Source organism: Psychrobacter sp. R86515 (assembly GCF_042466315.1).
Classification (GTDB): domain Bacteria; phylum Pseudomonadota; class Gammaproteobacteria; order Pseudomonadales; family Moraxellaceae; genus Psychrobacter.
Genome location: NZ_JAXHCC010000001.1, coordinates 1,672,556 through 1,697,561, shown reverse-complemented (window position 1 = coordinate 1,697,561; position 25,006 = coordinate 1,672,556). Strand labels below are relative to the sequence as shown.

General features: G+C 43.0%; 21 protein-coding genes and 2 tRNA genes. 4 read left to right on the top strand and 19 right to left on the bottom strand.

Features of this window, described 5'->3' with window-relative positions:
- Window positions 1–75 precede the first annotated feature (75 nt).
- From SJY28_RS07245 to SJY28_RS07230, 4 genes are all read right to left on the bottom strand, one after another.
- Window positions 76–798, bottom strand: coding sequence for a 16S rRNA (uracil(1498)-N(3))-methyltransferase (locus SJY28_RS07245; protein WP_379543948.1), 723 nt, complete (start codon window positions 796–798; stop codon window positions 76–78).
- Window positions 795–2,351: a 3-deoxy-D-manno-octulosonic acid transferase gene (locus SJY28_RS07240; RefSeq protein WP_379543947.1), complete on the bottom strand. Its 1,557-nt coding sequence runs from the start codon at window positions 2,349–2,351 to the stop codon at window positions 795–797. Before SJY28_RS07240 ends, SJY28_RS07245 begins: the two co-directional genes overlap by 4 nt.
- 132 nt (window positions 2,352–2,483) lie before the next feature.
- Window positions 2,484–4,013, bottom strand: a complete 1,530-nt coding sequence (locus SJY28_RS07235; protein WP_379543946.1) for a tetratricopeptide repeat protein — start codon at window positions 4,011–4,013, stop codon at window positions 2,484–2,486.
- Between the two features lie 116 nt (window positions 4,014–4,129).
- Window positions 4,130–5,767: a cardiolipin synthase gene (locus SJY28_RS07230; protein ID WP_379543945.1), complete on the bottom strand. Its 1,638-nt coding sequence runs from the start codon at window positions 5,765–5,767 to the stop codon at window positions 4,130–4,132.
- Window positions 5,768–6,050: 283 nt separating this feature from the next.
- Between SJY28_RS07230 and SJY28_RS07225 the strand changes: the two genes are divergently transcribed.
- Window positions 6,051–6,126 (top strand) — tRNA-Val (locus SJY28_RS07225).
- Window positions 6,127–6,163: 37 nt separating this feature from the next.
- Window positions 6,164–6,240: transfer RNA gene (locus tag SJY28_RS07220), tRNA-Asp, on the top strand.
- Window positions 6,241–6,394: 154 nt separating this feature from the next.
- Here the strand turns inward: SJY28_RS07220 and modB are convergent.
- From modB to surE, 12 genes are all read right to left on the bottom strand, one after another.
- Window positions 6,395–7,096, bottom strand: coding sequence for a molybdate ABC transporter permease subunit (gene modB, locus SJY28_RS07215; RefSeq protein WP_057759074.1), 702 nt, complete (start codon window positions 7,094–7,096; stop codon window positions 6,395–6,397).
- A 46-nt stretch (window positions 7,097–7,142) separates the two neighbouring features.
- Entirely contained in the window at window positions 7,143–8,015 is an 873-nt protein-coding gene (gene modA, locus SJY28_RS07210; protein WP_379543944.1) for a molybdate ABC transporter substrate-binding protein, read from the bottom strand.
- Window positions 8,008–8,499, bottom strand: a complete 492-nt coding sequence (locus tag SJY28_RS07205; RefSeq protein WP_379543943.1) for a molybdenum cofactor biosynthesis protein MoaE — start codon at window positions 8,497–8,499, stop codon at window positions 8,008–8,010. Before SJY28_RS07205 ends, modA begins: the two co-directional genes overlap by 8 nt.
- 94 nt (window positions 8,500–8,593) lie before the next feature.
- A complete protein-coding gene (locus SJY28_RS07200; RefSeq protein ID WP_379543942.1) occupies window positions 8,594–8,875 on the bottom strand; it encodes a MoaD/ThiS family protein in 282 nt (93 codons plus the stop codon).
- An 85-nt stretch (window positions 8,876–8,960) separates the two neighbouring features.
- On the bottom strand, window positions 8,961–9,467 hold the full coding sequence (gene moaC, locus SJY28_RS07195; RefSeq protein ID WP_379543941.1) for a cyclic pyranopterin monophosphate synthase MoaC: 507 nt from the start codon (window positions 9,465–9,467) through the stop codon (window positions 8,961–8,963).
- A gap of 30 nt (window positions 9,468–9,497) precedes the next feature.
- Entirely contained in the window at window positions 9,498–10,211 is a 714-nt protein-coding gene (locus tag SJY28_RS07190) for a molybdenum cofactor guanylyltransferase (protein ID WP_379543940.1), read from the bottom strand.
- Between the two features lie 56 nt (window positions 10,212–10,267).
- On the bottom strand, window positions 10,268–10,798 hold the full coding sequence (gene moaB / locus SJY28_RS07185) for a molybdenum cofactor biosynthesis protein B (protein WP_102078147.1): 531 nt from the start codon (window positions 10,796–10,798) through the stop codon (window positions 10,268–10,270).
- Between the two features lie 129 nt (window positions 10,799–10,927).
- Window positions 10,928–12,040 carry a GTP 3',8-cyclase MoaA gene (gene moaA / locus SJY28_RS07180; protein WP_379543939.1) on the bottom strand — a complete coding sequence of 371 codons (1,113 nt, stop codon included), beginning with the start codon at window positions 12,038–12,040 and terminating at the stop codon, window positions 10,928–10,930.
- Window positions 12,041–12,162: 122 nt separating this feature from the next.
- The gene (gene glp, locus SJY28_RS07175; protein WP_379543938.1) at window positions 12,163–13,458 is read right to left on the bottom strand and encodes a gephyrin-like molybdotransferase Glp; all 1,296 of its coding nucleotides are present in this window, start codon (window positions 13,456–13,458) and stop codon (window positions 12,163–12,165) included.
- 406 nt (window positions 13,459–13,864) lie between these two features.
- A complete protein-coding gene (locus SJY28_RS07170; RefSeq protein ID WP_379543937.1) occupies window positions 13,865–15,163 on the bottom strand; it encodes a lytic murein transglycosylase in 1,299 nt (432 codons plus the stop codon).
- A gap of 69 nt (window positions 15,164–15,232) precedes the next feature.
- The gene (locus SJY28_RS07165) at window positions 15,233–16,021 is read right to left on the bottom strand and encodes a M23 family metallopeptidase (protein WP_201579374.1); all 789 of its coding nucleotides are present in this window, start codon (window positions 16,019–16,021) and stop codon (window positions 15,233–15,235) included.
- A 135-nt stretch (window positions 16,022–16,156) separates the two neighbouring features.
- Window positions 16,157–16,975, bottom strand: a complete 819-nt coding sequence (gene surE, locus SJY28_RS07160; protein WP_379543936.1) for a 5'/3'-nucleotidase SurE — start codon at window positions 16,973–16,975, stop codon at window positions 16,157–16,159.
- A 539-nt stretch (window positions 16,976–17,514) separates the two neighbouring features.
- Here surE and SJY28_RS07155 point away from each other — a divergent pair.
- Together SJY28_RS07155 and SJY28_RS07150 are read left to right on the top strand one after the other, a co-directional pair.
- Window positions 17,515–17,949 carry an MCR_0457 family protein gene (locus SJY28_RS07155; protein WP_201579372.1) on the top strand — a complete coding sequence of 145 codons (435 nt, stop codon included), beginning with the start codon at window positions 17,515–17,517 and terminating at the stop codon, window positions 17,947–17,949.
- 501 nt (window positions 17,950–18,450) lie between these two features.
- Window positions 18,451–19,617: a D-alanyl-D-alanine carboxypeptidase family protein gene (locus tag SJY28_RS07150; protein ID WP_201579371.1), complete on the top strand. Its 1,167-nt coding sequence runs from the start codon at window positions 18,451–18,453 to the stop codon at window positions 19,615–19,617.
- A gap of 188 nt (window positions 19,618–19,805) precedes the next feature.
- Here the strand turns inward: SJY28_RS07150 and SJY28_RS07145 are convergent, their stop codons facing one another.
- The 3 genes from SJY28_RS07145 to bamB all read right to left on the bottom strand — a co-directional run bounded on the left by SJY28_RS07145 (window position 19,806) and on the right by bamB (window position 24,999).
- Entirely contained in the window at window positions 19,806–21,770 is a 1,965-nt protein-coding gene (locus tag SJY28_RS07145; protein WP_379543935.1) for a sensor histidine kinase, read from the bottom strand.
- Window positions 21,771–21,975: 205 nt separating this feature from the next.
- Window positions 21,976–23,397 (bottom strand): ribosome biogenesis GTPase Der, encoded by a 1,422-nt coding sequence (der, locus tag SJY28_RS07140; RefSeq protein ID WP_057759046.1) that lies wholly within the window; start codon window positions 23,395–23,397, stop codon window positions 21,976–21,978.
- A gap of 393 nt (window positions 23,398–23,790) precedes the next feature.
- Window positions 23,791–24,999 (bottom strand): outer membrane protein assembly factor BamB, encoded by a 1,209-nt coding sequence (bamB, locus tag SJY28_RS07135; RefSeq protein ID WP_379543934.1) that lies wholly within the window; start codon window positions 24,997–24,999, stop codon window positions 23,791–23,793.
- Window positions 25,000–25,006 lie beyond the last annotated feature (7 nt).

The following is a 25,006-nucleotide window of genomic DNA, read 5'->3' as shown; positions in this document are numbered from 1 at the left end:
GAGCATTGATTTTTAAGAACTATTTTTCACCAGCTCTTTCAATAGTTTGGTCTAGCGACGCGTTTTAGTGTCCATCTAAAGCAACCATTGTCCTAAGATCGCATTGACCGCAGCTTCTGTACGTAAGATACGAGAGCCTATATGTACAGGCGTGCAGCCTTGTGCTGACAACAGCTCTATCTCATAGTCAATCCAACCACCTTCAGCGCCTATACAGACTATACTCGGTAGCTCTCGTGATGGTTGCTGTTGTAAAAATTCAGAAAAAGACTGCTGACTATAAGGATGCGCGACAATCGCTCGACTGTTCATTAGGCTTGCAAGTGAGTCTTCAACAAACGGTTTAAAACGTTTTTGTAGCGTAATACTAGGAACGATCGTATCGATGCTCTGCTGTAAGCCTTCTAATACAAACTCGTCAATCCGCTCAAGCATTGGGCTTTGCCAATAGCTTTTTTGGGTACGGTAGCTATTGATAAGAATGATATCGCGTACACCAAGCGCCGTCATATCCATGATCAAACGCCGTAGCACTTTAGGACGTGGTAACGCCAAAATGACAGTTAAATCCAATTTGGCCGGCGGTACAGTATTGAGCTGAACGTTACTTAACCGAATACTGTCGGCGGTAATATTTTTAATGATAGCAGTACCAAGGGTGCCACCGACTTGTCCAATTTTAAGCGTATCACCTACTTTTGCGCCTAGCACTTTAGTCACATGGCTGACTTGAGACAAGGCATCGATTTTTGCTGTGTCTGATGAGAAGTTTTCAGCGGGCAATAATATACAGTTCATAAATTATCTTGGTTGGAGGACAGTTCGATTGCGTCTTCAATCATCGTAAATTGGCGGGTCAATACCGCTTGCTGCTGTATCGTCATTTGCTCGCCAGATTGCCCTGCCTGCGCGGCCAATGGCAAATTGCATAGCCAAGTCGCTAGCTGCGTATAAATGCTCACAGCGTCTTCACGGTTATAAGCTGTTTTCTTGCGAGAGGATTTTTTGTTCGCCTTTAACTGATCATCAATGGTCATCTGTGTATCCGAACTACTTGAGTTATTTGACTCGACTGGACGATAGAAGTCATTATTTGGCTGATATACAGCGCCTACGCTAGCCAGTTTGTTTATCACGCTTTGACAAGACTGAGTATAACGTCCCATCAGTACAGGCGTGGCCACACTAGCAGGCTCCACTGGATTATGCCCACCAATATCTACCAGCGAGCCGCCCACAAATGCTACGTTTGCCAATGTATACCAAGTCATCATCTCACCCATGCTATCTGCCAGATAGACTTGCGTGTCTGCATCAATCACGTCTCCATCACTACGCCGAGCCATATTTAACCCAGTTTTTTGAATGAGTTCTGCTACTGCGTCAAAACGCTCAGGATGCCTAGGGACAATAACAAGCAACGTATCTGCTAATGTGGCTTGAGACAATAGTTGCTGCTGTAATGACAACGCTGCGGCCTCTTCGCCATCATGAGTACTCGCAGCTACCCACACAGGACGATCTGCTATACCAAACCCTGCTCGCAGTTCAGCTTTCTTATTATAAATACTATTATCTGCTACCGCTTTGTCATCAATTTTGGAAGCATTGATTACCCACTTTAATGAGCCTGCCACACGAATTTGGGCGCTACTAGCCCCTAACTGCCGAAAGCGTTTAGCAGAGTCGCTGTCTTGCGCAATAATTAAAGAAAGATTTTTCATCATACTGGTGCTGACTGCACCAATCTTTTGATAGCTCTGAAAAGAAGAAGCAGATAGTCGACCGTTGACTAGAATACTTGGAATACGGTGCTGAGATAATTTGGTCAAGATATTTGCCCATAGCTCTGTTTCTACAAACAGTGCAGCGATAGGCTGTACGTGCGTCAAGAAAGTCTCGATAACAGCAGGACTGTCGACTGGCACATAGCTGTGACTCATCTGACCTTGAGCTATCTGTTCTGCAAAACGACTGGCGCCACGAGCAAAACCTGTCTGAGTCGTATTGGTCAACCATATCTGATAGCCATTAGCCAATAACATATCTAATAAAGGCGCAACCGTATTGGTTTCGCCTAATGAGACTGCATGGCACCAAATTACCCCTTTATCGCTATCAGCATTGACCACTGGACGCAGTGGATACTGCTTACCAAAACGCTGCTCGATTTCCTGCTGATAATTGTCGTTCTTATGAGATCGACGCCATACTTGCAGACGATATAGTGGCTTTAGCAGCCCAATAAGAGACTGATAATATAAAGGTGTCTCATGTACCGCTCGATTAGGCGATGATACAGGGTCAATTAAATTTGCAGAGTGGTCAGACGAAGTATTAGATGATGGCATGGAACAGCCCAGATTAGTTATGAATCAAACAATAAAAGGGTAAATGTAGAGCGCGCCAATTCTACCTGAATTTAAGCTGTAACAATAAGCTTTTAAAAAGTTACTGAGTAAATAGTTATTAGATAATGATTGTTAGATAATGACTATTATCAATAGAGCGACTGCGATGATTGCGCCGATTAACAGCTGATAACGCTTGGTGCTATGCTGCTCTTGCTTCTGTGTGGTCAGCAGCATTTCTGCTTGCTGCCATTGCTTGACCAGATTGGCCGCTTCTGCATGACCATTATCTGCCGCTTGCTCTAACCAGTATTTACCGCTATCTATATCTTGAGACACCCCTACTCCTTGGTAATACATTTTACTGAGTAGACGCTGAGCACGGCTGTCGTTTTTGCTGGCAGCTTGATTGACCCACTCTACGCCAGATTTTTTTTGATTGTCACTATCCGCTGTCAAACCTTCACCTAACAATTCATACATGGCCAAACGTAGCATAGCCGCTGTATTCCCATCTTCAGCAGCCGCTTGTAGTATTAGAAGCGCTTTGTTTTTTGCTGCGATGTGATCATCTGAAAATATAACTTGGCGACGAGGCTTGTCCTGCTTGGCAATATGCTGCTCGAACTGATCCATTACTTTGCGCGCTTGCTGATATTGAACATCACCAGTTGGTTGTGGCACCGCTATCTCATCTAACTCTACGAGCAGCTGCGTAAACATCTCTGGCGTTGATGTATTCTTTACAGACGACGTAGGCCTAGCTATTGGTTGCACTACTTTAGTCAGCTCAGGCTTTATTGGATTTCCAGACTCAGGAGGCACTACGCTTGTTTGCAACTTAGTTACAGTATCAGGCATAGCAGATGGAGCTGCGCGACTCTCACTGTCGGTTACAACTACATTGGCTTGATTATACTCAGTTCCTATCGATACTTCCTCTGGCTTGTTAAGAGAAACATTTAATTGGCTAGTACCGACATACGCATTTGAATCGGTGCTCGGAGCGGTACTATCAGTGGTTTGATGAGTGGTTGCTTTATGCGTTGTTGCTTTGTTTGTTGTTACTTTATCCGCTGTTAATTCAGGCACTGAATGAACATCGTTGCTTAAAGTAGTTGGTAGTCTAAGGCTAACCGCTTGATACAGCCCACTCTCTACTTGCCCGCCTTTTACTGCGTCGAACTGCCGATCAATATGACCAAACAGACGCAGCCCTATTGGCTCTAGTGCAAAAAACAAGCTTTCTTTAACCCCGCTATCATCATAACCGACCGCCATATGCTGATAAAAATCATCGGTGATCAATGTTAGCTCAGGGTAACGTTTACGCAGCTCAAACTGACCATACCAATGTGGCTTGTTTTGCCACTGCTGCGCCAATACACGACCGGCATAAAACGCCAAAAACACCATGAAATTACGATAGCGCTCATCGACCAGCAGCGTCACTTCATCCCATATACTGCTCTTGATCATATCTCGGCGCACTTGGGACAATAGCGTATCGATACGCTGTAAACTCTCAAGCGACTCGTCTAGTGTACAAGCGCGCAGCTCAGTTTCGTAGGCGATACCGCCCGCAATAGAACGCCCAGCTAAGAAATCTTGCCAATAGCCTTCTGCAATATAGTCCAGTGGTGTTAAAGGTGATGCAGACATAGACGGACGTGACCTCTTTGCAGATAGATAAACCGAAAAAGTATAAGGTATAAAAGTGCTACGACTAAAATAATAGAACGGTACTGGTAGATTACCTTACCCTAAAAATTCAAGTGCTACAATAAAGGACTGAACAAGCGCACGACATTATCAAACAATCGTTGTGACCCGTGACGCTGTTGCCACTCATCACTATCTAGGATTCTGCAGCTTTCTAAATAGACTTCCTGACAGTCCGCTACTTGGGCAACCATTTCTGGCGTATAAATCGCCAAACTGACTTCCATATTTAGATAAAAGCTGCGCATATCAATATTGACGGTGCCAAATAGACAGTAGTCATCATCGATAACCACTGTTTTTGCGTGTAGCAAACCACCTCTAAACAAGGCAATCGTTACTCCAGCATCCAACAACTCTTGATAATAAGCTTGAGAGGCATGCTGTACCAGAAACGAGTCTACTTTTTCAGGAACAATAATCGTCACATCGACGCCGCGCTTAGCCGCTATCGTCAGTGCACCCGATAGGGACTCATCAGGGACAAAGTAAGGTGTAGTAATACGGATGCGCTTATTGGCACGATGAATCACAGTAACTAACGTATTGTAAATCACATGAGCCGTTAGCTGCGGTGCTGAAGGTATTAGCTGCGCCAAGACTTTGTCCACGACAGGCATCTTTGGTACGACAATCGAAGTGGCACCTACATCTGGCTGCTCATGATCATCAATCGTATCCGCCAATACCTTCACTCGGCTATTTAGATCATTGATGGTCGGATGCATCACATATAACTTACGAGTGTAGTTATTAACCCGCTGATGCAGCTCAGCAAGATTGTCATTACTTTCAGCACCAATATCGGTAACTATCACCTTAGCCATCGCTGTATTGATACTAATCGAGTGCTGGCTAGTTGTTCGTAGCGCCACATCAATCCATTGACCGACGTTTTTATTTTGCTTAAAAAACCTTGGATCAACCAAATTAAAGCTGCCGATATAACCGATATGTTCATCGATAACCACCATTTTACGATGATTGCGCAAATCAGAACGTTTAAATAATGTCTTAAACAACCCTACTGGCAATGACTGATGGACATAAACCCCTGCTTTTTCTAATTTGCGGTGCACGCTACTATTAATAAAGCTAAAGCTGCCTACACTATCAGCCAATATATGACACTCTACGCCGCGCTGAGCCGCTACAGACAGCGCCTCTATGACTTCTAGCACCTGTCCTTTCGGATAAACAATATAAAACTCCATAAGGACAATACGCTGGGCGGCACGGATATCTTCAATCAAACGTTGAAAAATAGAAGCGGGATCCGTCAACAGCTGCATTTGATGATTGGGAAATACGCCAAACCCTGTCCAGCGCGTTCCTATTTGGCTAACACCGCGGTAGTTAGCTGGTAATAAGTCCTGCCCTTTGTCAAAAATCAGATGCTCACGCCTTGCCATATCATTCATCAAGATGCTGGCTTGATCCACGCGTTCACGATAGCGCCGTCCAATCATCGGCTCACCGAGCAGAATGTAAGCCACAAAACCAAATACTGGTAACGTGTAAAGCACAGCCACCCAAGCAATAGACACGCCAATATTGCGCTGCACAGAAACCACTCGCAGCGTCATTACTATCATAAGTACAATATGCAGTACCAAACCCAGACCCGCTAAGTCTCCCCAAGTCCAGCTCGTAAAAGTATCTTTAATAGTAAAAGTGTTTATATTGGCCTCCATCAACCGTGTTCAACGAGCAAAGCATCCATAGTATAGTAGCTTTTCAACGCCAAACAACAAATAATGATAATAAGTGTATTTTTAGAAATGCTATATAATACATGGCTTTGAGTGCTATTTTTGATAGATTACAAGTCCGATTTATAATTATTTTCTAAAAACATTAAAATAATATTTGACACCCCACAGTAAATCTATATAATACACACCCACAGCAACGGAGCTTAGTGACAAACTAAAAGGCTCAGTTGATGTTGAATAAATTGCCTAGCAATTTTTCGAAGGGTGATTAGCTCAGTTGGTAGAGCGTCTGCCTTACACGCAGAATGTCGGCGGTTCGAATCCGTCATCACCCACCACTTCTTAGCAAGTGGCTAAACAAGCTAAGAGACCTAAGCAGCGGTAGTTCAGTTGGTTAGAATACCGGCCTGTCACGCCGGGGGTCGCGGGTTCGAGTCCCGTCCGCTGCGCCATATTTAAAACGAATTTAAACCTTTGGGTTTAAGCAAGTTTCGCCTCAAGCATTAGATTGTTTGAGGTTTTTTTGTGTCTGCGTATTTTGCTTAGACATTGTTTATATAGCTGCTGCGCTACCTAACACTTAACTCGCATGCAAATATTTCAGTACTATGGACGTTGACTTATTCGGCTCACACTAGCGATTAACGCTACCATCACTACACCCATAATAATCAGAATACCAGACATCATATGCGCCGCCTCATAGTTGAGCGCCTCTACTTGCTCATATATCGCAATCGATACCACCTTAGTTTCGCCTGAGATGCTGCCGCCTATCATCAGTACAACCCCAAACTCTCCAATGGTATGAGCAAAGCTTACCAAACTACCCAAAATAATACCCACCCGCGCTTGCGGTAAGGCTACTTTCATAAACCGTCGCATACGACTTGGTTCTAAGAGATGAGCAACTTCTGTGACACTTTGTGGAATACGCAAAAACTGTGCATAGACAGGCTGTATATAAAAAGGTAACGAGTAAATGATGGAGCCAATGACCAGACCTTCAAAGGTAAAAATTAGCGGGCTAATATTATGTTCGCTCAACCATTTACCGATACCTACACTAGGACTGAGCAGTAACAGTAGATAAAAACCAATCACGGTAGGTGGTAGCACCAGAGGCATCGCAATGATGCCCATGAGCAGTACCTTAAGACGTCCTATTGCTTTTATACGGCTCGGCTTAGCCAACCAATAAGCGATAGGCGTTGCAAATAGTAATAGACATAAAGTGGTCACGCAAGCGAGCTTGATGCTCACCCAAAATGGACTGAGCATATCTGACATGAGAGACTGGTCGATCATATAATGTCACTGCTCGTTCTATGATGAGAGGGGTTAGTCTAACGTATTACTGGACGGCCAGATAGCCTGCTTGTAAGAAGTGCTGCTGCCCTGCTTTTGAGCGCAGGTAGTCGGTGAAGTCTGCTGCTTGGTCAATGTTATTAACGATTATCCCATCTTGGAAGATAGCTGGATAAGACGCTGGCAGCAAAGTAATAAATTGCTCAGGCTTGGCTTTAATCGCAACAAGCTGAGACTGTGCTACAAAACCATAGTCCACACTACCCGTATGCGCATATTGAAATGCTTGACCGATATTCTCTGACTGTATTAAGCTTTTTTGAGCATTCAACTTATCATACATATTTTGTGATTGCAGATAGGATTTTGCAGAGGCACCATAAGGAGCAAGGTCAGGGTTAGCGATAGCCACCTTGCTGTCCTGAGTAAAGTCAGCGCTGGTAAACATATCGCCTAGCGATGTTGGCGTAAAATCGTTTAAAGGTTTGGTGACACTATAGAGTGCTAATTGACCTCTGGTATACGTAAAAGGCTTGGTTAGCTTATTACCTTCGTTAATAACACTAGCTGAATTTTCATCAGCCAATTTAGCAGGAAAATCTTGATTGGCAGACAAGAATATATCATACGGTGCCCCTGCTTTGATTTGCGCATATAATTTGCCAGAAGAGGCATAAGTAACTTCAATATCTGAGATACTTGAAACATTTTGGGCAGATGAGCTGTTATCAGCCTGATAGCTATCAATAATATGAGGGAGTACATCAGATAAGTTAGCAGCCGCAGCGATACGCAATGTTTGAGCTGGTTCAACTTTTTCAGAAGCAAGCGCCATATTGGCGTCTTTGTCTTGCGTACAAGCATTTAGTGACAATAGCAGACAAGCAGATACACAGACAGTAACTAATGACTTACCCATTATTACTGAGCCATTTAGATGAGTCGTCTTCGTAGTATTCTTGCTTCCACACAGGAATGTCTGCTTTGATGGTATCTAATATCCAGCGACACGCATCAAATGCTGGGTAACGGTGCGCTGACACTACCCCAACCCACACAGCTACATCGCCAATTTCTAACGCACCGATACGATGTATCGCAATAGCATGCGTAATTTCAAAACGCTTTTTGGCTTCTTCTATAATGGCGCGGCCCTGGTTGATGGCCAAATCTTCATAACCATAATAGGTAAGGCTATCAACGCTCGTGGCGTTATTATGGTTGCGTACTCGCCCTTCAAAGCAAACAAACGCGCCGCAGCTGTCATTATCTAGCGTACTTTTTAGCCTATCTTCGTCTATAGCAATATCTAGTAGCGCAAAACCATCACGCTCAGCGATAAGGTAAGCTTCATCAGCACTACGTTTGATGCTCATTGAATGATCGTGGACATTGTCTGTCATTTTTCTTCTCTATTTATTATTTTTTCTTTGTAACCACTGAATAGCTACTGACACTGGATAGCTACTGACAAAATGGACACTAGTAAACGCTTATCTAACCACCAGCGACTGGCGTGATGAAAACCACGCTATCACCATCGTTTATCTGGTCAGTCCATTTAGCAAAGTAGTCATTTACTGCAACACGTAGCTCTGACTGTGGACGGCTAAAGCGATGCTTTTGACTCAGCTGTTCGTACAGTTCAATCAGTGACGTATCCTGCTGTACGCTTACCGTCTCTTGCTGACAATTGGCCTCGTCAGCCAAACTGGCAAAATACATGACATTGATATTCATCGTTGATTCGATATCGGCTTTCACGTCGGTAGCACTCATAAACCTCTCCATCTTATGCAAGCTTCCTTGCTTGATATTCAGCATATCTTTATTGATTGATGACGCACTCTGCAACTTTGTCACTTTAGGCATGACTATAATCTGACTTACCACCTGTCTTTTTAACCAGATGGATATCATCTATAACGATGTCATGCGATAGTGCTTTGGTCATATCGTAGATAGTTAAGCAGGCAACGCTAACTGCGGTTAATGCTTCCATCTCAACCCCTGTCTTATGCGTAACCTTGACCACCGCACTGACCGTGATGCTGCTGAGCGCGTCGTTGTACTCAAAGCTCAAACCTATCTTGTCTAGCGGTAGTGGATGGCAAAGCGGTATAAGATCATGAGTGCGTTTGGCCGCCATGATACCAGCGATGTGAGCCGTTTGCGTGATGCTGCCTTTTTTGGTCATTCCATCAGCCGCTTTAATCTGCGTATAAATCTCACTGGGAAAGCGTACTTGTCCAGTGGCATTGGCTTCTCGCGTCGTTGCGACCTTGCCACTGACATCAACCATGGTAATATCACCATCACTATCTAAGTGAGATAAAGTAGATTGTTGATTTATCTGTACGCTGTCACTCATTTATATAACCTTTCTTATGTGATATTTTTATTATTTTGGTAGAGCAGCACATGCTTGCTTAAAATCTTCAGGCGTATTGAAGTTGGTCAAATTTTGCCACTCTTTGCTAAATGGTACGGCTTGCACCAATGGCTGAATAAACTGCATCACTCTACGCTGACCGTTATCTATATAGGCCTTCAAATCAGGCTCAATACTTAGCTGATACAGGCCTAACAATGGATATAAGTGACTGTCATCTTTTAAGCAAATTACTTCTTTATCGGCAGCAAGGCTTATTTCACATTGTAATTTCTGCCACAAGTCAGTTACTGGTATTAAGCTATCGCAGCTAATAACCAGTAACCACGAAGCTTGTACGTTTTTTGATACGCCTGAATCATTCAAGCTGATCAAATCATTCAATGTTTGTAAGGCTGATTCGATAGCGACCAATGCGCCGCCAGTTTTAATCTGCTCATCATGCTTACTAGAGTCAACATCAGTACCATAATCAGCAATGTGAATAACAGGCGCATTAGGTTTTTCTGAATGGACATCTAAACCAGCTTGAAAGCCGCGACCATTATCTGCAATCAATATAGGAACCTGTAACTTGCTCGCATGACGAACATGATAGTCTAGCAGCTGCTCACCTGACGGTAGTGTTAGCATCGCCTTGGCCGTTCCCATACGTCTAGATGCGCCGCCTGCCAAGATAACCACACCTGCCAAACCATCCAGATTATTTGAGCAATTTGTCATTTACCATTACCTGTCAGGCTTGATTGTATAACACTCATAGCTCAATTATTTATAACTCAATCATGGCTAGGATTTTGTGCCAAAAAATGCGGCACGAAGTTACATGGACGAGTACGACTATCAAACTGATCTTTTAAAATATTTTCCCAACCCGTACGGCAAGCACCAGAAGAACCTGGTAGACAGAATATACCCGTACCATTGGCCATGCCAGCAACTGCTCGCGATTGTACGGTAGACATACCAATTTCATCTTTTGAGATTAAACGGAACATTTCGCCAAAACCATCGATCGACTTGTCAAACAGTACACTCACCGCTTCTGGCATGCTATCTCTGATGAAGAACCCTGTACCGCCAGTGGTGATAACCGCATGAACGTCTGGACTAGCAATCCAGCCACTAATGACTGCGCGAATTTGGTAAATATCGTCGGTAATTAGTTGACGATCTGCTAAATGATGCCCTGCTTCAGTCAAGCTATCTACTAAGTACTGGCCTGACGTATCTTCTGCCAGCGTACGGCTATCAGAAACGGTCAATACAGCAATATTAAGCGGTGTAAATTGTGCAGCAGGCTTACTCATAAATAATCCTTTATAGATGTCATTTTATAATTGTATTAAAGATCCGTTGTATCAAAAAAAGCTATGTAGAAAAATGATTGCGTTGGAAAACAATCTCTATCAGCGTCATGGTTGCAGACTCAAAATGTTTTAACCACCGATTATCGATAGATTGTGCATGATGCCACTGTTAGAGTCATGCAGATGATGATGCTCAGGTTTGATCGGCATAAAGCTATGTAAAGTGTTTACCAGTCCTTGGATATCGTCTTGCTGTAAGTATGGACGGATATCATAGTTACCTTGATCAAACAGACACAAATGCACCTTGCCTTGGCTGCTTACACGCAGACGATTACAGGTATCACAGAAATGCGCCGCATACGGGGCAATCATACCGATACGACCGACATATTCAGGGTGGCTATACTCTACTGCGGGACCATCGGCACTACCGCGCTCGTGCGGCTGCCAGCCATTTTCTAACAAGTAATCGATGATAATATCAGACTGAGCATGTTGAGCAAAAAACAAATCGCTATTGTCACTGGTCTGCATAAATTCAATAAAGCGATAGGTCACTTGTCTGTCTTTGACATAGTCGATCGCCGTGATTAAATTCTCAAACGCAGTCTCTGCCATCAAAACACTATTTATTTTCAGTTTGATATCAGTCGTTTCTAACAATGTATCCATGTCAGCCAATATCTGCGGCAAGGTATCAAAGCCTGTCATTTTATGAAAGGTAGCGGCATCAAAACTGTCCATACTGATATTGAGCTGATCAAGTCCAGCAGCTTGCCAGTTAGCTATATGTTTACCCAATTTATAACCGTTGCTGGTCATCGCAACTGTCTCAATACCGTCAGTTTGCTTAATCGTTTCGATAATTTCGACGACATCACGACGAATAGAAGGCTCACCACCTGTAATTCTAACTTTTTTAGTACCTACTTGAGCAAAGCCACGCACCAAAGTGGCAATTTCAGAGATACTTAGCTCATCATCAGGGCGCTTACCTTGATAACCATTTGGCAGGCAATACTCACAGCGAAAATTACAGAAGTCAGTAATAGATAGACGCAAGTAAGTCAGACGCCGTGCAAACCCATCGGTTAGCGGCTGGTGATAGTCACTCATCTGCTCAGTATGCACGACCAAGGAAGGCTCTATGTAGCCGTCAGATAATGCCGGTGCCAAGCTCGGTGAATACAGTTGCGGGCTGTCTATTTTGTGTTTGTCATCTATGTTGTCATCAATCATATGTTACTGCCATCAGTACTGCTTATTATAAGCACTACTTTATTATTCGTGTTTAGCATACCAGTGTAAGGTTACTCTCTAGCATTGTATGACAACCTTACAATAAATTGGCAAACGATGAATTAGCGATGTAGCCAAGGAAACGGTTGTACAACGACGTCATTACCTGCTGCTACGTTCCCACTGTCTTTGTCCAACACAATAAAGCAATTGGCGCGGCTCAGCTGTTTGATTCTATGTGACTGCTGTCTTGAGAAGCACTCAACTTGATAATGACCTGTCTCGTCTCGTGACAATACGCCACGCTGAAAGTCTTTGCGGCCGGGAGACTTTCTGATATCACTGATAAGTTTGGCCTTGATAGTTAGCGGCATCGGCTGCTCTGATACGCTAGCACCTGACATTTGCCATAATGCAGGTATCACAAACTGTAGCGTACCCACGACCGTAGAGAGCGGATTGCCCGGTAGGCCAAAATACAATACTGGCTTATCGAGATTTTTATTCAATTCACCAAATACAAAAGGCTTACCAGGTTTCATCGCTACTTTATAATGGTTAATCTGACCTAATGTTTCGATCACAGTGGTCAAAAAATCATAGTCACCAACAGAGACACCTGCAGTCGATATCAGTACATCACAGTCCTGCATAGCCTCATTGACTGCGATAGTTGTCTGCTCTAGGTTATCAGAGATAATGCCATAATCACGAATAGTGATAGGCAAATCTGATAGCAAGCTTTTGAGCGTTGGAGTATTAGAATTATATATTTGGGCTAGGCTTTGTAGCTCATTGCCAATAGCCACGAGCTCATCACCTGTTGCCAACACGCCTACAACAAGCGGCTGGAACACGTTCACTTGGCTAATACCAAGGTTGGCCAGTAAGCTAATATCTGCAGAATTGAGGCGTTTGCCGATTTTTAAAACGGCTTCGCCAGACTCAATTTCTTCACCTTGTGAGCGGATATTATCATCAACTTTGGCAGTTTGCGTGAGCGTGATGTCGTAAGGTCGAGATTTATCAACGGTCGCTTTGATATCTGCAAAGTTCGTATTCTCTTGCATAATGACCGTATCACAGCAATCTGGTACGACTGCACCAGTAAAAATCCGAACCCCTTGCCCTGCAGCTGTCTTACCAGTATAAGCACTGCCAGCTTGCGACTCACCAACGATTTCGATAATACTGTTTTCTAATAACTCACTACCTTTGGCAATCGCATAGCCATCCATTGCAGACAAGTTTTGTCGCGGCACATCAAAGGGTGAAGCAATATCTTGAGCCAGTATGTGGTTTAGGCTGCCCAGCAACTCTAGAGTGTTAACGGCTCTTTTTTGTAGTGGAAAGTCAGTAATATGATAATTATCTATTCGCTGCTGTATCGCAGCTTGTAATTCTTCCATGGTAATCATAAGGTCACGCTCTTTCTGTCGTTCTAATTATTTATAATCGAAACTGTTATTTAAAATGGTCGTTAAAAACTGTTACTAAACACTATGAGTAAAAGTCATCGTTAAAAAACACATTATCTAGAGTCTATCATTCAAAGTATCAACTTTCTTGTATTAACCTTGTCCTGATAAGTTTTGAATAAAGCCAGATTACACTGGTCTTAATATTTGATATTTATTGCATGGTCCATTGTGTTAAAGATGTCAGCAAAATCAGACATAGATTGAGACAAAAAAAGCACCTTGGCAAGGTGCTTTTTGTAGAACAAATTAAATTATCGTTTGATGACTAGTGGCTGATGCATAATGGCTAAGCACGATTAAAAAGAGCCACTTTTATACAGTGTATAAATACCGTCAGCCTACCTCACCAACCAGCCAGTGAAGACGCACTGTTTTGAGTAATAAATCCGTCTGGCGTTTGGCCATTATCTGCTTGCCAGCGCTGGAATGCCATACGAGTATTGGTACCCACGATACCATCAGCGCCTTTGGTATCGTAACCCATACTAGTCAAACGACGTTGTAAATTAGTCACTTGCGTGGTCGATAATGGACGCTCGTAACGAGGCCAAGATTTTTGCAACCCGCTTTGTCCATTAATCGTTTTGCCTAGCAGACTAACACCCAACGCATAACTTGATGAGTTGTTATAGACTTTGATCACATCAAAGTTTGGGCTTAACAGTAACACTGGACCGTCTTTACCAGCGGGTAACCATAGCTCCATCTGAGTATTGGCATCTAAGTAAACATCCGCTATCGTATCGACACCCATTGCAGCCCATCTAGCCGCAGGTTGTTTGCTACCAACTACGGAGTAATCAAACGAGGCTGGCACCGTTGCTTCATAAAAAGGCGCTAAGCCACGAACCCAACCTGAATTGCTAAGATAGTTGGCCGTCGAAGCCAATGCATCACCAGTGGCCCATGGATTGCGATGCCCATTGCCATCACCATCGACCCCTTGTTTGAGCCAAGTCTCAGGGATAAACTGGGTTTGTCCCATACCGCCCGCCCAAGAACCATCGAGCTGTGACCATGATACGTCACCGCGTTGTAGCAAGGTCGCTAACGATAGCAACTGCGTTTCAGCGAACTCTTGACGACGACCATCATAAGCAAGGCTGGCAAGCGAACTTGGCAAATCGCTACTACCCGTCACAGCGCCATACGATGACTCCATACCCCATATCGCAGCGATAATCTCTGCATTAACCCCATACTGAGACTCTAGCTGAGACAAATAAGCACGCTGCTCGGCAAATTTGCGCTTCCCTACACTGACGCGTCCACTTGATACCGCAGAATCTACGTACTCCCACGGCATCTTAGAAAACTCGGGCTGACCTGAATCTAATGAGATGACTTGCTGATTTAGATAAGCAGAGTCAAGCAATCGACCAATCACTTGGGCATCATAGCCTGACGATATGGCCCGCATAGAAAAGTCTGACTTCCAATCAGAAAAGCTACTATAGCTAGGCTTTGGCGCAGGCTGCGGTTTTACAACTGGCGCAGGTGTTGGTTTGACCTGAACGGTTTGAGTTTGAGTAATCTCAACGCCGCCTTGACGAACAGGCTTACTTTGCATTGCCTGCTGGCTTGTACACCCGACCATCACTAATGCTGGCACAAAGGTGAGGTATTGCTTTTTTAATCTCATAAAAAATCTCAAACATGAATAAATAAAATGGCTCACAGTGGCCAAGCTATCCGTAGCTATTATTTAAGTCTAACGCCCAAGTACGCTACGTGGGTCAATAGGATTACCATTTAAGCGAACTTGAAACTCTAAGCCTACCTCATTGGTCTGACCACTGCTGCCCATACTAGCAATACGTTGACCACGCTGTACTGTATCGCCCTCTTGCACCAACAACTGGCTATTGTGCGCGTAAGCTGTGATGTAGTTATCACTATGACGAATCATAATTAGATTGCCATACTCTGGCAGACCGTTGCCTGAGTAAAGCACAGTTCCTGATTGACTGGCAAGTACTGGATCACCAACTTTGCCTGCAAACCACATTCCCATATTGCCCGCAGCAGGGTCAATGTTACGAGTTACTGGATTACGCGTAGGATAATCATAACCAGAGGTCGAGTTAGCAGTGGCTTCATAAGCTGGTGTTTGAGACTGAGTGACAGGCGGCGTATAAGTTGGCTGCGTTCGAACTGGTGCACTATAGCTATTGTTACTTGCAGTGGTGGCCGCATTGCCTTGCCATAGTTTGAGCCATTGGCCACTATAGATGGTGTATTTACTATCTAGATTGTTCATCGCCCCGATTTGGCGGTAGTTCAGACGATAGCGCGCTGCAATCTGGCTGACCGTATCGCCGCGTTGTACACGGTGATAGTTAGGGACGCCTTGCGCGTTAGTGATAATCTTAGGCCCTGCTTGGTTTGCTGACTGATAGGTAGGCTTCGTTGCACAGCCGACGACAGATAGAGTAGCGACTGCCATAGTACCAATCAACGCGGCTTTAACAAGGTGCGATCCAGCTATGATTTTTTTCATACAAGGTTCCTATTCTTTGTGTTGCTCATTCATTGTTTAATCATTCAAAAGCGCTTGATATCATACAAGAGTCTTCTGATATTCTCATAACACGTCAGTGTTTAATAAGCCGGTATGGATTATATCTTATAGAATTTATAGCGCGAGTGTTGATAATCTATCCAGCGCTGCCGTTGGCGTATGATGTAGGCGTACTGGTGATAAACTGACATACCCTGCCGTTACGGCTTGATAATCTGTCATCACATCCTGCTTCGCTTGTATCGCATCGATTGATGTCTCTAGTGGTCGCTCATTTTTACCTTTTCGTAGAGACAACCAATATGCATCTCGGCCGCGTGGATCTATCATCTGGCGTACTGGCTGAGCAGCCTGCTTATGGCCTAGCGAGGTTATTTTTCGACCCTTGATATCATCGGCATGCTGTACATCAGGAATATTAACGTTTAATACATGATAGGGCAAACTTTTGAGCATCTCTAAAATCGAAGTCTCAGTAAGCAGTTTGACGATTTCATGTGCGGCCACTTGATAATCACTGGCTGATTCTTGCCCGCCGTTTTTGACACCCCCGCCTACCAAAGACGTTGCTATAGCAGGAATACCAGATAGTTGCGCGGTCAATGCAGCACCGAACGTACCAGAGAACATCACATCTTGTCCCAAGTTAGCCCCTGAGTTAATGCCTGTAATCACGCAGTCAAAGTCAGTATCACGATACAACTCATGGATTGCTAGATAAACACAATCAGCTGGTGAACCATTTACCGCTACAAATCCAGAAGGCAGCTGATGCGTATTCAGTGGTCTTGAGACACTCAGCGCACTGGCATAGCCGCTTTGTTCATCGTTCGGGGCGACGACCACCACTTCACCAATAGTCGATAATGCCTGAGATAGTGCCAATAATCCTGGCGCATACACACCGTCATCGTTACTAATTAAAAATCTCATTTCTGCTCAGTATATGGTTAATATTTTATTGCCGATTTTTCTACAGCTCTATTTGATAATTCTGCTATCGTGCCATATCTGTTCAAGATAGCCATCAAAGAACGATGCTCATATTTAAAATGAAAACATGATACTCTAATTCTCCAATAACATGACGTCTCAGTCTAACGAAAAAGTATCGTTTTGATAGCATGGGCGATTATAACTGAATAATATAAAGACACGAACCCTGTCTTTAGCAAAGTATCATGCTCTTCTTATGCTGATAATTATACGATGAAAGTAGCGTAACAAGATCTGTATCAAACGAATAACAACTAGTAGATTAAGCATCGCGTTACAATAAGCAACACCCCACAACAATACAAACCGATGTACTGATACTGAAGTAACGTCATTAGAGTATGCTACTGATATGTTGCTAAAAAATGGTTTTGGCTCACAAGATATCTACACATAAATCAATATTTTATGTGACTTTTGTTTTTTTACCGATTAACATATGACCATTAAATAAAGATGAGCGAGTGTAATACTGAATGAATAAACAATCGATATTATCTATAGCTTCTGTGATAGCAAATACTGCCTCAAAAATTGGGATTGCAGGACTGATAACGTCTGTTGCTATGCTGTCTCAAGCTTCTAATGCTGCGAATAACTCTGGCACTACCATTCCGCTAGACATGTCTGGCATCAATATCACTAAGCACGAAATTGCGGTGATGCAGGTACTATCAGAGATATGCCCACCAATGCTAAATGGTAAGCAAAAACAGCGGTTCTATAAGTCGTACACTGTACAGCTGCATGAGCTAATGCCTTCTCTAGAAGATCCAAAAGCGGCTATTCAATACCTATCTACACAGCAAGACTACCGCCAGATACTACAAGGTATTCGTAGTTGGACGATGGGATTCTCAAAGCAAGAAAACAAAGCACTATGTGAAGATTTGGCAAACGCAGATTATTAGGCAACTATCTAGTTTAATTCAATGACTAGCGTCATCTGCTTAGCTTATTAATAATATTAGTATTAACGATAATAAAATAAAAGCTATGTACTCTTTATAACATTGGTTAAGCAAATATTATCAACTGGTTGTTTAGACGTCTGTAGCATCAAAGCTTGCTGTCACTTTACTTGTTATTCACAAGCAGTGCAGCAGGCTTTTTTGTGAGCGTTGAATTCTCTATTGCAGAGACTGGTCAGATGATAGTCAGAATAAATATATGATAGGCCTTCATTTTTCTTTTCAAACTTGCCTTATTTTTGCATTTATTGATTCCCCATCGGTAGTCATTTTGCTAAGATAAGGCGTTAATTTTATGTCTATTGTGTAGGCGTTACTATTTTCGTCGATACATTATTTTAAACACTGCATTTAAGACATGCTGCTTAAAATAATGTATGGAAATAGGTACAAAACATAAGCGATAGATACATTTGGTTCCATGATGCGGTGTAATGATATATGACAGTAAAGCGTGTAAAAAATCAGCTGGTACAGCTGGTAGTTGGTGTAAGTATCTCGATGAGTGCAGTAGTGGCAAACGCAGCCATTCAACCACCTGAAATGGACAATACTGCCTATGTGTTGATGGACTATAACACTGGCGAAATTTTGGCTCAAAAGAACGCCAATGAGGCGCTGCCGCCAGCATCTCTAACTAAGATGATGACCAGTTATATCATTGAGCAACGCTTAGCATCAGGCGACCTGAAAGAAGATGAACAGGTATTGATGAGTCCAAATGCATGGTGCCGTGGTAGCAGCAGCCAATCTTGTATGTATGTGCCTGTGAACAAAACCGCCAGCGTCATCGATATGCTACGCGGTATTATCATTCAATCAGGTAATGATGCATCAAAAGCCATGGCTGAACATATTGCTGGTAGCGAAGCCTCGTTTGCAATATTGATGAACGAACAAGCACAAAAGATTGGCATGGAGAACTCTAACTTTGTCAATGCTACGGGTATGCCTGACGAAGGTCATTTAGCATCTGCTTTGGATTTGTCTAAACTTGCGCGCGCTATTATCAAAAACAGCGGCGATTACTATAGTATCTACGCAGAAAAAGAGTTTACTTATAACGGTATTACCCAAGGTAATCGTAATGCTCTGCTGATTACTGACCCAACCGTTGATGGCCTAAAAACCGGCCACACTGATGCGGCAGGCTACTGCTTGGTTGCATCAAGCAACCGTGAAGGCATGCGCCTAATCTCTGTCATTATGGGTACCAAGAGCCAACAAGCTCGCGCCGATCAGTCACGCGAACTACTTAACTGGGGTTTCGGTCACTTTACAACAGTTACCAAGGCGCCTGCTGGGCAGTTCGTTAGCAAGCTTCCAGTATGGTTTGGAGAAGCTGACGAGGTAGAGCTGGCAACTGGCGACAACTTGCAAATTCTAACCAGCAAAACCCAGAAAAACAAAATCACCACAGTGGTCGATATTCCTGAGAGCTTAGAAGCACCGATCAAGAAAGGTCAGGAAGTTGGTAAAATGATGGCTGTTATTGATGGCAAAGCGGTAGCCTCAGTTCCTATCATCGCAACCAATGATATCGAACAGTCTGGCTTTATGAGCCGTACTTGGGAGCATATCGTACGCTGGGTAAAGAATCTTCTCTAAGAGAGACCTTTAGAAAGCAATACTAGCTAAACACTGTTTAAAAAAAGACGCCCATTTTAAGGCGTCTTTTTTCTTTTTATGCTTACTTTAATTCAACAGTGCTTCGATAGTAAAAAATATGAAAAATGCTACCTAGTCAATTAAATAAACCTAACTAGGAACACCGATTCAATAGAACCGTACTACGTCTAAACCAACCATTGTTTTAATAAGTCGCTTAACGCTTTGTCTTTATAAGTAGCAATATGACAATAGTCAACGCCAGCTGCTTTTAAACCATACTCAAAACTGTCTACATAGCGCGCCCGATGCTGCGGATACCAATATACCAATAACGCACGATGCTCGCTCTTACTACCCTCATCGCTTTCATATTGACGGATACGTTTGGCTAGCATCGCAGCTTTTTCTGGGAAAACATCTTCAGCAAACATCACTATGTCAACTTTCTGCTTACGCATCTCCTCTATGACGAGTTGGTTACCTTGACGACAAATAATCGTAGCTCCTAGGTATTCCAGTTCCTCTAACAAGGAGCCTGTCTCATGATAGTAATAATAAATAATTGTTAGGCCAGACAATAAGCGCTGCTGTTTTGATTGCTGTTGATTGGGCATCGCTATGGTCAGCGTAAATTGTGTACCTACGCCAAGCACACTATCAACATCTATAGTAGCACCCATAAGCTGCGCCATTTGTCTAACGATAGGTAAGCCAACCCCCGAGCCTTCATACTGGCGAGTTTGCGAAGAATCTACCTGAAAGAACGGGTTAAATATATCGTCTAGGTGCTCATTATCGATACCAATACCGGTATCTTTCACGCTAATCTGCCAGCGATTACTCTTATTAAAATGTGTCAGTTGCGACGTAATCGTAATTTTTCCGACAGGCGTGAACTTAATCGCATTGTTGAGCAGTATCGATAGTATCTGATGTATTTTTTCTGAATCACCGTATAGGCTATAGTCTATATGATGAATATTACTAATCAGCTCTAACCCTTTTTGCGTAGCCATATTTTCAAACTTAGCTAGCAGATCAGCGATTAGCTGTAATGGGTTAAACTCATTTTTATGAATTCTTATCTGGCCTTTTTGAATCTGGTTCAACTGTATAATATGATCTAAAGACAATACCAATTTATCACTACCACTACTGATAATCTCTACCGCGTCTTTTTGCTCTCTGTTGAGCGTCTCATGATCCAATAGTTGTAAACCACCTACAATTGCATTCAACGACGTTTTTAACTCATGAGAAATCATGCTTTGAAAATTATGCAACTGTACATCAAGTGACACATCTTTATTGTGTAACTGCTGTTCGAAGGCCGCAAGGGTTGCATAACCTTGCCGTGCTTCTTGTAAACGGTTGAATAACACAATTAATGCTTTTTTGATTTGGGTCAGTTCTTGAAAATTAAATTGTTGCGGAATGACTGGCAGTTGCTCTAGATTTGCGTTGTTCATGACAATGGCACAAACATCCGTCAATGCTTCGATATCTCTGACTGGCCAATTAAGCTTTCTGAAAATGTATAAGGCAAACATGACAATCAGTACCACTGTTGTTAGCCATAACCACAGGATATTTTGGAACCAATGTAAACGTAGCAACTCTACGTCCATCGTAATATTGATATAACCAATCAATGTGCTATTTTCGGTAGCTATATCAGTCGTCTCATCTGGCGCTGACGATTCGCTCATAATATTTGATAAAGCCAGTGCTAACTGTTGATTGGAATCAGACTTATTCGACGCGGCACTATTGGCATCAAGGTCTTTACTAATCACTGGATAGTTGAAACTGACCGTATGCGCAAATAAAGCGTTTTTCCAATCATCAATCGACTGGTCTATATCTTCAATTGGCTCAGAAGTTGAATAGAAAACAATACTCTGAATCGTCGGCTCGTTTTCTAATAAGATATTGACTTGTTCAGCCACGATATCTGCGCCATCTGCAGTCGATGCGCTAGTCGTTAGTAGCGATGCCAATTGTTGAATATGCTGGTTTTTTTCTTGATAGTGATGCACTAAACCATAAATAAAAGGCAATAAAAAACCTGCCAGCACTGCCAATACGACAGCTTGTATGACAGAACGCCAAATAAGTACGGGAATGGTTTGAGACGAACGGTTGTTCATATCACTCTACTGAGTCGCGTGCAGCTTTCATTTATAGTACAGGTATTTTAAAGATGTGATAAGTAAAACATTTGAGTATTTTTTGAAACTAAGATAGTTATTTATAAGCCCAAACTATAGCGTATTAATATAAAAATGTCATCGCGCTATCGAACGCGATGACATTAATCATAAAGCTAAAGATATAAAGCCTAAAATACGAGGATTAACGAGGCTTTTTATCTTTGGTAGTAAATTTCTGTGATCTATTACGCTCACGCTGACGCAATTGCTGAGCTTTAGCTTTAGTCGGCGTATCACTCTTATTCGCATATGGGTTGTCATTTTGCTTCAAGATAACGTTAAGCGGTGTGCCTTCTAGCTTAAATACTTGACGGAATTGATTCTCAAGATAACGCTGATAGCTCTTAGGAAGCGCACTGGTTTGGTTACCATGAATAACAATAACGGGTGGGTTGTGGCCACCAATATGCGCATAACGTAACTTGATACGACGACCAGCAACGGTCGGTGGCGGATTGGCCGTTACCGCATCTTGCAAAATCTGGGTCAAACGGTTGGTCGATACTTCGAACATCGAAGATTTATACGCACGCAAGATAGACGGATATAAATTACCAACGCCTGTACCATGTAGTGCTGAAATCAAATGTATTTTTACATAAGGAATAAAGCTAAAACGGCGATCCATTTCAAGCTTGATATAGTCTCTTTGATCTTGCGTTAGACCATCCCATTTATTGATCGCAACGACTAACGCTCGTCCAGCGTCAAGCGCGTAACCAATCATATGCAAATCTTGATCAACGATACCTTCGTGAGCATCGATGACAATCACGGTTACATTGGAATCTTCAATCGCTTGCAAGGTCTTGATGACAGAGAATTTTTCTACTTTTTCATCGATTTTACCACGGCGACGTACACCCGCAGTGTCGATCAAGACATAGTCTCTGCCTTCACGCTGATAAGGAATATAAATACTATCACGCGTTGTGCCTGGCATATCAAATACCACTACTCGGTCTTCGCCAAGCAGGCGGTTGACGAGCGTCGATTTACCAACGTTTGGACGACCAATAATGGCAAGCTTTAAGCCTCTTGGCTCTACTATGTTTTCTTGCTCAGGCATATCAGCCGTTAGCACTTCAAGCAAATTGCCTACACCGCGACCATGACTGGCTGCCATCGGATATGGCTCACCCAAGCCTAGTGCATAAAACTCGGCAGGCGCTGCATCATGTACGCCGTCGACTTTATTGGCAACAACATAGACAGGCTTGCCTAATGTATGCAAAAACTTACCAATTTCAGCATCAGCGCCAATCATACCGGCACGAGCGTCAACGACGAATACAATAATATCTGCTTCATGGATTGCTGTATGCGACTGCTCAGACATATAGTCATCAATATTACCGCTACCGTCATCAGCTTCACCGATACCACCCGTATCTACAACGATAAAAGATTTGTCTTCATAAGTTGCATCACCGTACTGACGGTCACGAGTCAATCCTGAAAGGTCAGCGACCAATGCCTGCCGACTTTTTGTGAACTGATTAAATAAGGTGGATTTACCGACGTTTGGACGACCAATTAAGGCGACCACAGGCTTGATACTCATGGGTTACTCTCAGTGAAAGGCACAATGACGGGCAGTACAGTTATTCTTATAACCAGTGACATAACAATAGTAATAGATATGCTGCAATTGACCGTGAATTAAAATGAATGATAGAACAATAGCAAAAATAATAGATGGCTATTTTACGTTTAAAAATAGTATATAGGATGGCTTCATAATACCTATTATACATAAATAAGTAGTATATATGGATAGCACATCGGTCGCATAGAGTACGCGAAAGCCTGTGTTTAAACAAGCAATTTACACAAGGCACTAAACGCTGACTGAGCAGCGTTTGTGTTTTATAAATGATAATCAAGAATAGGCTTAAGGGCTATAGTGAAATATTACACTTCGTTAATTATCTATAAGCACCTATCTATATAGTTATTAGCGCACTAACTGCCAGATAGCAACTTGTCCTGACGTACTTTGAGTCATTAAACGACTACCTTGTACTTGCAAGTTGGTCAACGCACCTTTTGTCTCTACACGACTAACAATGCTACCCGTAGCAGGATCAAACAAATGCACTACGCCATCGAAATCACCAATGGCGATATAGTTGCCAATCATCACAGGATTGGTTAGATCACGATAAGCCAATTCGTCACTTTCCCAGAGTGTCTCGCCACTGTTGCGATCATAAGCAACTACTTTGCCATCTAGACTGGTAGCGATGACTTGCTGAGTATTTACTGCTAGTGATTTGAGACTCGCAATTTCATTAACGAACATTACCTGACGTGAGGCCAAATCAATACCTAATAGCTGACCACTATAGCTGATCGCAAACAACTGATTTTTATCTACGATAGGTTTGCCATCGACATCACTCATGCGCTCAACTTCACTACTACCAGCGCCTACGCCAACACGTCTTGACCATAGCGGAAGACCGTTATCGACAGTAATTGCGTGCAGGCGACCATCAGCTGTCGCCAAAAGTGCCGTCTCATTGTCTAATAAAGTTGGCGCAGCGCTACCGCGAACGCTGATAGCAGGTACTTGAGTTGCGAACTGCCATACTGACTGTCCAGTTTGCAGCGATAGACCATGTAAGAAACCATCATTCGCTGATAATACCACACGATTATTAGTAATCAGTGCTGGCGTCAAAACCGAACCTGATAACTGCTGCTGCCAACGCTTTGCACCAGTCGCGCTATCAAATGCCATGACCTTGCCACCACGAGTACTAACGATAGCTGTCTGGCTCAATGCATCTACTGCAACACCGCCGGTGATTTGATCGTCAACATTGATTGACCATACACGTTCGCCTGCGCTATTAAACCCTGACAGCTCACCACCGCGTGATGCAGTAACGATTTGACCATTGGCATAGCCAACTTGCAAATCTAGCGGATCTTTTTTACTGGCTTTTTTGTTGCCAACATCGGTACTAAATACAGGCTGTAGTATGCTAATCGGCTGAGCGATTTGTACCAATTTTACCGGATCATTAACGACTGGCTTAATACCGCGATTACATCCAATCACTGCCGTGCTCATTACTGCCAGTACGGCCACATGCATGACTGTCTTTTTGATAGTCTTGGTGTTTAACATTTTGCTAGAGTGAATAGATTGAGTCATTGTATGT